General features: G+C 45.4%; 13 protein-coding genes. 5 read left to right on the top strand and 8 right to left on the bottom strand.

The genetic code is table 11. The annotated features are described in order from the left end of the window. Positions 1–55 precede the first annotated feature (55 nt). Positions 56–1,399 (bottom strand): DUF3373 family protein, encoded by a 1,344-nt coding sequence (locus ACLWNV_RS02115; RefSeq protein WP_413586252.1) that lies wholly within the window; start codon positions 1,397–1,399, stop codon positions 56–58. Between the two features lie 22 nt (positions 1,400–1,421). Then, a complete protein-coding gene (locus ACLWNV_RS02110; RefSeq protein WP_413586251.1) occupies positions 1,422–1,670 on the bottom strand; it encodes a hypothetical protein in 249 nt (82 codons plus the stop codon). Between the two features lie 441 nt (positions 1,671–2,111). On the opposite strand from ACLWNV_RS02110, the gene ACLWNV_RS02105 reads away from it, so the two are divergent. Next, positions 2,112–3,371 (top strand): methyl-accepting chemotaxis protein, encoded by a 1,260-nt coding sequence (locus tag ACLWNV_RS02105; protein ID WP_413587615.1) that lies wholly within the window; start codon positions 2,112–2,114, stop codon positions 3,369–3,371. Between the two features lie 61 nt (positions 3,372–3,432). Next, positions 3,433–5,556, top strand: a complete 2,124-nt coding sequence (locus ACLWNV_RS02100; protein ID WP_413586250.1) for a prolyl oligopeptidase family serine peptidase — start codon at positions 3,433–3,435, stop codon at positions 5,554–5,556. A 54-nt stretch (positions 5,557–5,610) separates the two neighbouring features. Here the strand turns inward: ACLWNV_RS02100 and ACLWNV_RS02095 are convergent, their stop codons facing one another. The 4 genes from ACLWNV_RS02095 to truA all read right to left on the bottom strand — a co-directional run bounded on the left by ACLWNV_RS02095 (position 5,611) and on the right by truA (position 7,971). Then, the gene (locus ACLWNV_RS02095) at positions 5,611–6,048 is read right to left on the bottom strand and encodes a hypothetical protein (RefSeq protein ID WP_413586249.1); all 438 of its coding nucleotides are present in this window, start codon (positions 6,046–6,048) and stop codon (positions 5,611–5,613) included. Positions 6,049–6,213: 165 nt separating this feature from the next. Then, positions 6,214–6,609, bottom strand: coding sequence for a 30S ribosomal protein S9 (gene rpsI / locus ACLWNV_RS02090; protein WP_413586248.1), 396 nt, complete (start codon positions 6,607–6,609; stop codon positions 6,214–6,216). A 16-nt stretch (positions 6,610–6,625) separates the two neighbouring features. Continuing rightward, positions 6,626–7,066: a 50S ribosomal protein L13 gene (rplM, locus tag ACLWNV_RS02085; RefSeq protein ID WP_413586247.1), complete on the bottom strand. Its 441-nt coding sequence runs from the start codon at positions 7,064–7,066 to the stop codon at positions 6,626–6,628. Between the two features lie 113 nt (positions 7,067–7,179). Continuing rightward, entirely contained in the window at positions 7,180–7,971 is a 792-nt protein-coding gene (truA, locus tag ACLWNV_RS02080) for a tRNA pseudouridine(38-40) synthase TruA (protein ID WP_413586246.1), read from the bottom strand. A 223-nt stretch (positions 7,972–8,194) separates the two neighbouring features. Between truA and ACLWNV_RS02075 the strand changes: the two genes are divergently transcribed. Genes ACLWNV_RS02075 through ACLWNV_RS02065 form a run of 3 tightly spaced genes read left to right on the top strand, consistent with a single transcriptional unit; the run spans position 8,195 to position 10,205 of the window. Next, the gene (locus ACLWNV_RS02075) at positions 8,195–8,857 is read left to right on the top strand and encodes a hypothetical protein (RefSeq protein WP_413586245.1); all 663 of its coding nucleotides are present in this window, start codon (positions 8,195–8,197) and stop codon (positions 8,855–8,857) included. Continuing rightward, positions 8,857–9,357 (top strand): hypothetical protein, encoded by a 501-nt coding sequence (locus tag ACLWNV_RS02070; protein ID WP_413586244.1) that lies wholly within the window; start codon positions 8,857–8,859, stop codon positions 9,355–9,357. The genes ACLWNV_RS02075 and ACLWNV_RS02070 overlap by 1 nt, the downstream gene beginning before the upstream one ends. Continuing rightward, positions 9,348–10,205 (top strand): TIGR02147 family protein, encoded by an 858-nt coding sequence (locus tag ACLWNV_RS02065; protein ID WP_413586243.1) that lies wholly within the window; start codon positions 9,348–9,350, stop codon positions 10,203–10,205. The genes ACLWNV_RS02070 and ACLWNV_RS02065 overlap by 10 nt, the downstream gene beginning before the upstream one ends. A gap of 454 nt (positions 10,206–10,659) precedes the next feature. Here ACLWNV_RS02065 and ACLWNV_RS02060 read toward each other — a convergent pair whose 3' ends face one another. After that, positions 10,660–11,829 (bottom strand): hypothetical protein, encoded by a 1,170-nt coding sequence (locus ACLWNV_RS02060; RefSeq protein WP_413586242.1) that lies wholly within the window; start codon positions 11,827–11,829, stop codon positions 10,660–10,662. Further along, the gene (locus tag ACLWNV_RS02055; RefSeq protein WP_413586241.1) at positions 11,826–13,136 is read right to left on the bottom strand and encodes a CFI-box-CTERM domain-containing protein; all 1,311 of its coding nucleotides are present in this window, start codon (positions 13,134–13,136) and stop codon (positions 11,826–11,828) included. The genes ACLWNV_RS02060 and ACLWNV_RS02055 overlap by 4 nt, the downstream gene beginning before the upstream one ends. Positions 13,137–13,174 lie beyond the last annotated feature (38 nt).

Here is a 13,174-nt window from a genome sequence, read left to right as displayed (position 1 = left end):
AGGCCCCTGCTTATGCAGGAGCCTTGATCGAATCAGGAAACGAAAACTGAGTCGATTAGAAATCTAGACGAAGATTTGCGTATGCAGTTTCTATCTTACGATCAGAAGCTACAACCGGACCGATACCTGTCGGAGTGTAGTCATAGTCTTGCAACATATAACCAACACGGAATGCAATGTTTTGACCGAACTTCTTAGTCACATAAGCATGGTAACCGTTACCGTGCGTGCTGTAGAAATTTGTCAAATCTTCAGTTGCAGTAGCGTAGTAGAATGAGTTCTCAGAACCATTCACCCACTCACCACCGAAGATCCAAGAACCCAGTCTGTAGCGAGTTGCAAGAAGCATTACGCTACCAGAGTTTGAATCGCTGTCAGCTGCTGTACCAAAACCAGTACCAGGAACGTTAGCCATTAGCTGGCCGTTAGAATCCAAATTGCTTGCCAGGTAACTAACTGACAAATCCCAACCGGATTTTGCAATACCATTAAGTTCCCAAGCCAAAGTAGTACCACCCACTTTTAGTGTCAGATCACTCACACCGGTGACAGTCGTATCACCTGGGTTAGCGTAATAAATATCTGAAGTTTGGAAGTTCAACAATACCAAGCCCATGCTATCAGCCCAGCTCATATCGTTGATGCCATAATCAAGCATCACGCCATAACCAGCAGAGTTAGTTGGCAAGTTACCACCAGCTTGCGTAGTTGGAGTCTTCGTATAAGCACCAGACGCACCTGCATAGTATTGAGAGAACGGTGTATACAAAGCACGGAATGCCAAAGTCTGACCAGCTGGCATCCATTGGTCCATTTTGTAAGATAGACCCATACCATCAAGAACAGAATCGTATGAAAGCATTGGGTAAGTACCCATGCGAGCACGACCGTCTTTATAATTTTGCGGTTGACCATCTACAGTTGGAAGACGACCTACAAACAAAGTCAAACCTGTGTCAGGAACCGTGAAGTCAGCATATGCTTTTTCAAGCACAACGCGAGAACTGTCATAGGCATTTGACGCAGACAAATCATCAGAATTACTCATAGTAGCATCCTGCTGATAGAACGTATTGAAATGCTTAGAAGTCGTCAGGCGAGAGTAGAACTTAACGTTCTTAGAGATGTTCGCATCGATATTGAACTGAAACTTCATACGAAGATAAGTTAAATCGGAATTATCAAATGCTGCATTTCCAGCCGTATCCGGCTCTGTTTGCTCAGCCTTGATGATATCATCAAAACGAGTGATGAAAGTACCGCTGAAGTTGAAGATGTTAAGGGACTGATTTGCTTCCAACTCTGCTACGCGCTCTTCAAGAGTCGCTGCTTGAGCAGATGGAATCATTAGCATTCCCGCGATAAAAGCTGCTGAGATTTTCTTAAAATTGTTTTTCATGATGTTAAATTCCTTAAGATGATTATTGACCAACGACCGCACCAGAGTTTTCTTTCAAGCATGGAACTTTACAGCCATCCACGTCTACTTTGTCCCCTGGAACACAAGACAAGAAAAGATTCTTAACCTGTCTAAGAGCTTCATCGTTTGCCAAATCTTTACTGCAAGCTTTTTTAACTGCCACTTGAACCGCTTCGACTTTTCCCTGTGCCATCACATGGCCAGAGAAAAGCATCATAGTAGCTAGAGTCGCCAAGACCCATTTCGCCATAAACATCCTCCATTGGTGTCCTTACGAAAGCGTGAAGTTCCCTCGGTTTGCGGTCAATGAATCTTGACATCGTTTGACGAAGGTCAAGAAATTTTGCCGGACCTTCGTTTAGGAAAACCAAACCAAGGTCGGTAGAAAGTAACGTGTTTACAAGATCAACGTCTGGGATTGGGTCACTTGCGGACGGAAAGTGTTCAAAGTTCGGTTAAGTTTCTTGTCACGAATCCGATTAAATTATTGAGAAATGCTAAGGAGACTCGTGTGTTCAAGAAAATCGGCATCGGAAAGTCGCTACTATTATATGTATTTGCCTCTGCTTCATTCGTACTTTTTGTCGGATGCGCCTTTTTCTACACAAGCCAACAAGCTCTGACTGCATTAGAAAAAGTCAGTGAGTTTGGTATATCCTCACTATCCATTCAAAATAAGATCATCAAATCAATGGCGTTGGTGCACTCTAACATTCTTCCCATCGCAGCCGATACTGACAAAGACTCCCGCGATATCCGTGTTGAGTTAGTGGGTGGATTCCTTAAGGAGCTTAAAACTCTAAAAGAAAAATGCGGCAACAACTGTCACGCTATCGATGCCGAACTAACAAAATATGAAACGAGCTGGGCAGATATTCAGGCTTCCTTGGCTAAGAACGACCTGCCGACTTCTGCTAATAAGATCCTTAACAATTTAAATCCCATCGCAGAAAAAATATTCGAACAACTGGACAAAGCAGCAACAGAGACAGACAAGAAAACTGCAGAGCTTCTGGCTTCAGCAGACCAAGACAGTACTCAGAAGAAACAAATTCTTTTGGGTATGATCTGCGTTCTGGTTCTGTCAGTAGTAAGCTTAGGCTTTCTTTTCCAGCGCAAACTCGTCGGAGCTCTTAAACTGGTCGTGGATCGCGTTCACCACTCAGTGACAGAAACAACGTCCAAATCACAGAGCATTTCCGAATCAAATGTGAAACTGTCCCAGTCCTCGACAACTCAAGCAGCTTCCATTGAAGAAACTGTGGCATCTCTTGAAGAAATGTCCAGTATGATTCAACGAAATGCCGAAGGTGCCGCTGCAGCTGCAGATCTTTCTACAGAAAGCACAAGAGCTGCCACTGACGGTGGTCGCGAAATTGAGCAGCTGATCACATATATGAAAGAGATCTACTCAGGCTCGAAAAAAATCGAAGAGATCATCACCGTCATCGACGACATCGCATTCCAAACAAATCTTCTGGCATTGAACGCCGCAGTCGAGGCTGCTCGCGCTGGGGAACAGGGAAAAGGCTTTGCCGTAGTTGCTGATGCCGTCAGAACACTGGCTCAACGATCCGCCGATGCAGCGAAAGAAATCAGTGGCCTGATTAAGGAAAGCGTAGCCCAAGCCGAACGCGGCACTAAAGTTGCGGACAATTCCGGGTCAGCGCTTACAAAAATTATTTCCTCGATTGAAAAAGTATCCGCACTGAATGGTGAAATCTCGGAAGCCTGCCAACAACAAGCTTTGGGAATCAAACAGCTTAGCCAGGCGATGAGCGAGATCGACAAAACGACTCAAACCAACGCAGCTGTGGCAGAAGATCTTTCACAGTCATCAAGTGTATTGATGGGTGAAGCTGAATCCCTAAGTGTTGCCACAGATGAACTAAACCTGATGTTGAATGGTCGCAAGAAGGCCGGCTGGCATACTGATAAAGCTGCGGCATAGAGCGTAACTCTTGCATCACGCTCCGATTCGTTCTTAAATTTAAGATCAAATCGGAGCATCAATGAATACTTCCTTTAAATTTAAATTCGTTTTGGCAATGACCCTCGTTGCCGGTTGCACAAGCTCCTCTCTTCAGAAGGAGCAAATCCAAATGTCTGCACAAAGTCAGGATCCTTATCTTTGGTTGGAAGAAGTCGAAGGACAAAAGGCACTGGATTTCGCCAAGGCTGAGAACGATGTCACTTTAAAGCATTTCAAAAGCAATCCCCTGTTCAAAGGAATCGAAACTGATTACCGCAAAATATTTTTCGCCAAAGACCGTGTCCCAAGTGTCAATCTGACGAACGGCGAACTTTATAACTTCTGGCAGGATGAAAAAAATCTTCGCGGCTTGTGGAGAAAAACCACGATTGAAAGTTACAAGTCCGGAAAACCTCAATGGGAAGTCATCTTGGACTTGGACAAATTAGCGAAAGCAGAAAATGAAAACTGGGTCTGGAAAGGCACTGTATTTCGTAAACCCAAGTACGACCGCGTGTTGATGTATCTTTCTCGCGGTGGAAAAGATGCCTCCGTAGTTCGCGAGTTTGATCTTACGACAAAATCCTTCGTGAAAGATGGTTTCACCATTCCTGAAGCAAAAACCAATGCTTCCTGGAAGGATGAAGACACTCTGTTTGTTGGAACGGACTGGGGTCCGGATTCCCTGACAAACTCTGGTTATGCCCGTATTGTGAAAATCTGGAAGCGCGGCACACCTTTAAATTCGGCAGTAACTTTAGCTGAAGCAGAAAAAACTGACATGTCGGTTTCTGCTTACACAAACTACGATCAGGGAAAAGCTTATTACTTCCATCAACTCCGCCACGGGTTTTACGCTTCGAAAGTCTGGTTTGATGATCCGTCTGGCAAAAGCCATCTGATTCCAAAACCAGACGACGCGGAAAGCTGGGGTTTGTTTAAAGGTAATCTTTTGATTGAACTTCGTTCTGATTTTAAAAAATTCAAATCAGGTTCGATTGTGGCTTTGCCACTGGAAAAAGTCAGCCAGGGTGAAGCTGCTCTGGATAACCTGCAGCTTGTATTCGCTCCGACTGATAAACGATTCATTCAAGGTGGCTGCATCACCAAGAACTATTTTATTTCTGTGGTTTCAGACAACGTCCTGACCCAAATGGAAAAAATCACCTTCACTCCTCCAAACATCTGGAAGACCGAACCCATCGCTTTGGGTAAAAACGGAATGGCTTCCTGCTATGACTCCGAGGAGGAATCCGACACTTATCTTGCGACCTACACAGATTTCCTGACGCCAACATCATTCTTCATCGCTGATGCAGCCGATTCGACGAACAAATTTACCTTGCTGATTCAATCGCCAAAGCGTTTTGACTCTTCGACGCTGACAACTTCTCGATACGAGGCTGTCAGTGCAGATGGCACAAAGATTCCTTACTTTGTTGTACACAAAAAAGACATGAAACTTGATGGTAAGAATCCGACTCTGCAATACGGCTACGGTGGCTTCCAAAACTCTATGACACCAAGTTATTTAAGCTCCACGGGAAAAGTCTGGGCAGAAAAAGGTGGAGTCTACGTTCTTACAAACCTTCGTGGTGGTGGCGAGTTCGGTCCGAACTGGCACAAGTCAGTATTAAAACAAAATCGCTACAAAGTTTATGAAGACAACATCGCGATCTCTGAAGATCTAATCAAACGCGGAATCACTTCACCAGAACATCTTGCGATCTCTGGAGGATCGAATGGTGGCTTACTGGTCGGCGCGACTATTACTTTGCGCCCCGATTTGTATAAAGCCGCTATCATCGCAGTTCCGCTTTTGGATATGCTCCGCTATCACAAGCTCTTGGCGGGCGCCAGCTGGATGGATGAGTATGGTAATCCCGATGATCCGGAAATGCGCGAAGCGATCTTGAAATATTCGCCTTATCAAAAGCTAAGTCCGACTGCGAAGTATCCAGAAGTTCTGGTTTTAACCAGCACCAAAGATGACCGGGTTCACCCTGGTCATGCGAGAAAATTCGTGGCACGCATGAAAGAGCAAAAGCATCCGGTGTACTATTATGAAAACATCGAAGGCGGTCACGCAGGGAATGCCAACATTGAACAAAGCATTCTGTGGGAGTCTTTGAAGATGACTTACCTGTGGGAAAAATTGAAATAGTTCTGATAAGAGAATGACTCCGTAAAAAGCCTCGACCGTAATGTCGGGGCTTTTTTATTTTCGGTCCACCTGAAAAACACAATCAGATGTAATACCTAACATGGTAACCGTCACACGATATAAACCAGACAGCTCCCTGCCGATCGTTCGGTCCGTCAATTCGATCTGATCCACATTTCCAATCTGCCCTTGGTATTCGATGCGCACGCGGGAAGCCAGTGGCGAATTCTCGGCCAAATCGGATTGACCATTTTCGTGAATCATATGAACAGACTTGTGATAGGCATCATTGCGAATCTGGGCCTTTACGATCAACGCCTTACCCATGGTCCCCTGATGTCCAAAGAAAGTGAAATACGCATCGTGAACAGACACGACACTGCAGTCCCCGGCTCGCGCAACAATGCCCGTGCCCGTATCATTTACCGGTGATGCATTAGCGCCTTGATTTAAGAAAGTAAGAAATAACAGAGTAAGTACTGACAGTTTCATATTCCCTCGAAGGAAAATTACAAACTATCACTGGGGACGAAATCTCCCCAATTACGCTCGAGTCATTAAACAGATATAAAAAATCAGATGAGCGTATCCACAAATAAAAAAAGGGAGCCATAGGCTCCCTTTTCTGTTCTGGTCCAGATTCGGACACTCCAAATTTTAACGTTTAGAGTATTGGAATCTACGACGAGCGCCGGATTTACCGTATTTTTTACGCTCAACCATACGAGGGTCACGAGTGATGAAGCCAGCTTTCTTAAGAGTTGCTTTGAACTCTGGGTTGAAAGCGATCAATGCACGAGTGATACCCAAACGGATCGCACCAGCTTGTCCAGACTCACCACCACCAGCAACAGTGATGTTAGCGTCGAACTTACCGATTTGGTTCAAAAGATCCAAAGGTTGAACGATAACCATGCGAGATTGCATACGGCTAAGGTAGTCTTCAGATTTTTTACCGTTGATAGTGATAGTGCCTTTACCAGGTTTCAAGAAAACACGTGCAGATGACGTTTTTCTTCTTCCAGTAGCATAAAAGAATTTTTCAGCAGCCATTGTCTATCCTCTCCAATTACTTCTTAGTTGGGAGTGTGAATACTTCTGGTTTTTGAGCAGCATGTGGGTGCTCAGCGCCAGCGTACGTTTTCATCTTCATGATAATATGACGAGAAAGCTTGTTAGTTGGAAGCATACCGCGAACAGCTTCGTGAATGATGAAAGTTGAATCTTTCTCTTTCGCTTGAGCTGCAGTCATTTCCTTCATAGAACCGAAGAAACGAGAGTGACGGTAGTATTTTTTGTCATCCCATTTAGTTCCAGAAAGTTCCATCTTGTCCGTGTTGATCACGATAACGAAGTCACCAGTGTCTACGTTCGGAGTGTAGATAGCTTTGTTTTTACCACGAAGAATGTTTGCAACGTGTGTAGCTACACGACCAACTTTTTGGTCAGCGGCATCAACGATCAACCATTTTCTTTCAACTTCTTCTGCTTTTGCATTGAAAGTTTTCATTATTAGTTTCTCCAATTAATTTGAATGTCTGGTTTTACCGTCCGAACATTCGGCAAATATGATGTTTGAGTTTAACAACGGGCTCTTACACTATGTTTGCGGGAAGGGATGTTTTAAAGTTCTAGGCACCCATTGTCAAGGTTCTTGGGATAATAAACCTTCATAAGGTACAGGCCCTCTGCGGGTGCTGGCGGACCGGCCTTTTTGCGATCTTGGGCAGCGATAATTTCCTTCATATATTCAGGACTTAGCCCTTTTTTCTCGATCATCAGGGATGTGCCGACGATGTTGCGAACCATTTGCTTTAAAAAGCCACTGCCGGTCACTGTAAACTGCAAAACCCCGGGTCTGCGCCATTCCCAGTCCGCTTTATAGATCTCGCGAAGGGTGTCTTTGACGGGCGTTCCGACCGACTGAAAGCTCTTAAAGTCTTGAAATCCCAAAAGAAATTTAGAACTTGCCTGCAGATGAGCGATATCAATCGGCATTCTTTCCCAAGCCGCGTAGCGTGCTAAATGGGCACTTTTGCGGGGCTTATTCAATAATAGATAACGATACGTTTTGTGGGTTGCTGAAAGAGTCGAATGAAACTCCTCGGGGGCAATCCAGGCCTTTTTCACCACGATACCGGCCGGAAGCTGGGAGTTTAAAGCCCAGCACAGGTCCCATTTTTTAGCCGGATCGATTTTACGGGTCGTGGAAAAGTGGCAAACCTGATTCAGGGCATGAACCCCGGCATCGGTGCGACCAGAAGCAAACAGGACGATCTTTTCATTGAAGATGCGGCAAAGTGCTTCCTCGATGACCTGGGCTACAGAAACCTGATCCTCGGGTTTCTGTTTTTGCCAGCCACAGTATCCTGTGCCGTCGTATGCGACTGTGAATTTAACTTTGGTCATTTGCATGCGGGAGGGTTTAACACAAGTTCCCGAGCCAGGCATCTATTTGCTGTTCCACGGACATTTCGCAGCAGATTTTTCAGGGACTTAAGAGGGTCCAGTGAAGACAAAGTGTCTTCAGAATGTATTCTGGATCGATTGACTCCCCGGTTGGATGAGTTAGCCTCATCTTCGGCGCCACTTAATTTTTATTTTTGAAACTTTTAAATTTTTTAACAACGAGGTCTTCATGAAATGTTCAATCGCTTTACTGGCACTTTTGTTTTCCTGCTCATCGTTCGCGCAGCAAAATGTTCAACAGCCACCCTCCTCCCAAATTCCGGTCTTCGGAAAAGCACGGGTCAAAGTAAATATCTTTAAGAACACTATCGAACGAGTAGGTGACGGGTTTAAGGATACAAGAGAGGAAGTTTGTACAAAGTTTATTGATATCGATGTTTACGATATCCGCTTCAGTGAAGGTGTCCAGCAAATGCCACCAATACCTTTCGTGAGCTGTGTAGCGACTCTGAATAATGTTCGATATCAAACTCCAGTTTGGCTTTACAACATCGTTACACGCGTGAATGGTACTGAGTTAAAAACGTATTGGGCAAATTTAACTGCGTATCCCACAACGAATATCCCTCCGAATGCTCCACCGATTGATTTACCTGGGAAAGCCAGTGCTTCCACCAAACAACTTGATCTTGGAAATATGATTTTCAATTTGGAACCTAATCAAGGTGTGTATTGCTATGAAATGGATCCCAATCCTCAGCCAGTTGATCAAATTATCGTGAAACCTACCGATCGTAAAATGTCCCTTCCGTTTACTCAGCACAAGAAAGACAACTGCCAAATTGTAAATCCAACGGCATTCGGTGCGACTGTTGAATTCGAGACGCTTTAATGAAAAATATAATTTTACTAATTCTTCTAACGACAACGTGGGCGCCCCTTTCAGGGGCTGTCTCTCGTGTCGGAGGCGGAAAAATTAACAGTCTTTCCTCCGGATTTGAAATGGACGCTCCAGAAAGCTTTCTTAATATCAAAGCCACTGGACGAGACAGCGTTCGCGCCGAAGGACCCCCAACCTACGTCATGGGTAGAGGTGTGATGACCCAGTTTATCGACATCGGCGAGTTCAGAAATGAGTTTCCTGATTTTGTCGACTATTCGGCCAACGACATTCAAAGCCGCCTTGAAAGATCCGCATGGAGTGTGGTTTCAAATTCTGACTGCATCTTGATTATGAAATCCAATGATCCGCAGATCACGGCCTACATTGCAACTTGGGGATTGGGAAAAGGATTTGTTCTAAAAGGAAGAAGTCTTCCTGATGTCGATAAGGCGATGACCGGCTTCATCAACTCCTTGGTACTTACTCCAGGAAGCTGTGCATGGAAGTAGCGGTTCAGTTAAAACCTATCAGTAAATATCCTGAAATAGCGCGGTACACTTGTTACCGCGCTTTCCTGCGTGATTTCTTTGAATATAAAAAATCTTTGCGCTCGGGATTTTCATATCGTCAGTTTGCAAATCTGGTGGGACTAAAAAGCCCGAACTACCTGCAACTGGTGATTCAGGAAAAACGCAATTTGACGGAAACCACAGGCCGTCGTCTGGCCGAGGCCTTAAAGCTGAATGCAAAAGAAGTAAGTTACTTCGAAGCTTTGATCCGTCTGCAGAATGCCGAAAACGACGAAGAGCGCACCAAAGCGCAAAAGAATGTTCATGCTTGTCTTAAAAAGCTATTGGCGCAGTTTGTTCAATTGGACGCCAGCGAGATTCTAAATAAGTGGTACCACCTTTTGGTTCGCGAGATGGTTCTGCTAAAAGGCTTCGAACCCAGCGGTGAATATATCTCAAAAAAAATGAATGGCATCATCAGCGTGGAAGAAGCCGAACGGTCACTTAAATTCCTATTGAATTCAGGTTATCTAAAAAACAACGGTGAAACCTACGAACAAAGCGAGCCCGTCCTCGACACCGGGATCGACATCTTCAATCACGATTTCATGCAGGAATACCATGCCCAAACCATGAAAGCCTGGTCCACCAACATCACCCAGCTAGGATACGAAAATCAGGAACTGGGCCTACTCAACATCCCACTCCCAAAAAACAAGTTAGGTGAACTACAAGAAAAGATCCGTCAATTCCAAGACGAAATCATCGGCTGGTCTCAATCCCAAAAAGACTGCGACGAACTAGTCCAACTAGGCACCTACCTAATGCACTTCGAAACTAAGAAATAGAAAACGCCGTACCTTTTTGAGGTACGGCGCAATCAAAACCACAATCAACAGCGCGTACAACAAAGTCATTTCCACTTCCGCTTCGGAAATGAATCAGACAACAAAGTCCCCACCAATCCCAAAAAGTACTGGGCACCCAGCAACAGCTCTAACTAGGGAATAACGAAAATCACAAGTCAGAAAAGTAAAAAAACAACGAAAGAAGGACCACGTTTGCAATTACAAACCAGCGCATCTCTTCCAGCAACTTGCAAAGCAAGGAGCTCCCCACATCCCCGACTTGCGAAGCAAGGAGTTCCCCCATCCGCGACTTGCGAAGCAAGGAGCCCTCCCCGTCCCCAAAAAGAGTGAGGCTGGTCAAAAATCGTCAAATGCAAGGCGCGACGATGAAGGCGTACTACCTGTACGCCGAAGAGGAGCAACGAAGCAGTTGGCGGTTTTTCACCAGCCGTTCTTAGTAGTCTAGGGTTACGCCGGCGGATATTATATTTGATGTGAAGTCTACGTCTTCGCTGAAAGAATAAAGGTAGCGATATTCTAGGGTCGCCCAAAGATTTGCGATGCCGTATTCGGTACGAAGAGTGTATGCGGTGTCTTTGCTCATTGCGCCGATGTTAAGCAATATGCCGCCGGCACCGTAGGCTGCGGGAGTTCCGACAAAGTTGGTGTCGTTTCCGTCATCGCGGAATTCTGCAACTGGGATGTAGGAGCCGCCGCCGGAAATGAATGGCGCAAGGATCTGACGATCCATGTATTGAAAGCGATAGGTCAGTCCCAGGTTCAAAGGAATTGCAACGAAGGTGTATTCTTCAAGAGCTTCCTGGCCGGCAGTGGGGTTTCCAGAAGTTGCTGTTTCTGTAAAACGACCTTGGCCATTAGCCATCAACAATCCCAAACCACCCTGAATCTTAAAGTTTCTGGACATTTTGAAGGGCTGCCATTCGTACTCAAACATCAACAAAGGCACTTGAGGGCCGGCATACATGGTATCGAAATTTGTAATACCATCCGCTGACTCAATTTTAGGAGCATCCATCATACCGAAGCGGAAAGCTCCGGTCGTGCTGTAGCCTTTTTTCTCGCTGGTTTTATAAACGTAAGTGCCGTCTTTTTCGATGCGAATCAAACCCACGGCTGACTGCGGATGACGAATGTATTCGATTCCACCGGAACGGGATTTGCTGACAACTTCTTCTGCATAAACTGGAGCTGCTGCTTTAACGGGCGTTGTTGGCTCTTCCAGCAGAATTTCACCTTCGGGAATTTCATTTGAAGGAGCGGCAATCACCGGCTCTTCATCTTCAAGCAACAGGTCTTCGGAAGAACCTGCTTCCGGAACATTTTCATTTAAATCGACAGTATTGCTTTGGCCAGTTGCTGCCGGAGCTGCGGGAGTTGTCGTCGCTGGAGCTGGTGGCGGAACAGGTTGTCCACCACTTTGCAAAATTTCATCTTCGATACTTAGTGCATCGTCGGTTTCAGCTTTCAGCGGATCAGCAGCTGGCGCATCAAATTCATTTTCGTCCACAAATGGTGGTTCTTTGGGTGCAGATTCCTGCGCGTGAGCAGTGTGAAACATTGTGACTGCCAACAGCGCAACCAACACCAACCAAAGTGATTTCACAGTTCACCCCGAACGTTACGTCCCAGAATCAGTCGTTGATACAGACCCCACAAAGTTAGACCCGCCAACAATACAAATCCAAGGGCATACCAGAAACCAACAGCCACACTCATGCGAGCGAAAAACAACAACGGCCACAACACACCACGAACTGCGATTTTAGCGGTGTCGTTTTGGGCGATCATGTTTGCGTATTTAGGGCTGTATTTATAGTAAGTTTTTACGAACTCACGGCCCCAGGAATACGGAAGCAGATATTTGTTTCTGAAATCACGGAAGCTTTGCACCTCAGGGGCCATGTCGCTGCCAAAGGCTGCGGTGGCGATGAAGCAACTTTTGTCATCCAAAAGTCCCGCGACTGGAGTGGGAGTTCCACACAAAGAATCAGGCGAAACTGATGCCACCGGAGTGAAGTAATAAATATTTCCCACTAAGTCTCTGTTTGCCATCACCATGCAATAGTTTTCTCCATTCGTCAGGCCGGAGACATAAACCTTAGACATACTGGCGACATTGATAGGAACCTCAAAAGAATCGGACTTATTAGTGATTTGTCCAACTGTCGTGGCATTTGAGTCGCCAGGAGTTTGTTTGACGTAGAAAAAAATCGCGCTTTTAAAATTTACGCCCGTTGTGCTTGTTGGATATCCATCTGAAGCGGCAAGGCCACGTGCATACAACTTAGAATCTCCGGGAAACGCAGTGAAATTACAAAGTCCCGTATTAGCTGGAACTGCAGTTCCGTCATCAGGACAATCTGTGTATTCAGAAGGAGCAGCCGGCGCGACTGATGAAATAAAATGAAATGTGAATGTTCCCGCTGAAGCACCCGTGGAATTTGTCGCGGATGTGATCGTCAAATCGTGGTTTAAAGGATCCGCCATGCAAGTGGAATCATTGATCGCCTTTGAGCAAATCTCACTCCACGGCAAAGTGATCGTGACACTCGTAGTGCCCAGGATAATATTCGTTGGGTTCACTGTGGTCGAATCGATTTTAAGAGTGATATCCGAAGTTGAAGTTATGGGCGTAGACGTATTCAGAACCAGGGTTAAAATAAGCTCTGGAAAAACCGCGTTCTTGTTACAAGGCTCTAGCCCATTGCCGGTGCAAGTATCGCAAGTGGTATTCGTCGTCGTAGTTCCGCAAGTTCCAGCGAACCCACCATAAATGATTGGCTTGGTTGGAGTTGTTACTGAGTCGACAGAAGTTGCGCCACCAACCGTTCCAAACGTCAAAGCAGCTAATGCCATTTTAGACATCAACAAAGTGGTGGAAAATAAAGCTACTTGCTTAAACAGACGCATATCTTTATCGAACCACTGGACGAGCCATTAGTCAAAAC

The sequence above is a fragment of the Bdellovibrio sp. HCB274 genome (assembly GCF_047306075.1).
Lineage (GTDB): Bacteria > Bdellovibrionota > Bdellovibrionia > Bdellovibrionales > Bdellovibrionaceae > Bdellovibrio.
The sequence above is the reverse complement of the archived record's forward strand: the minus strand, read 5'-3'. Positions and strand labels throughout refer to the sequence as shown.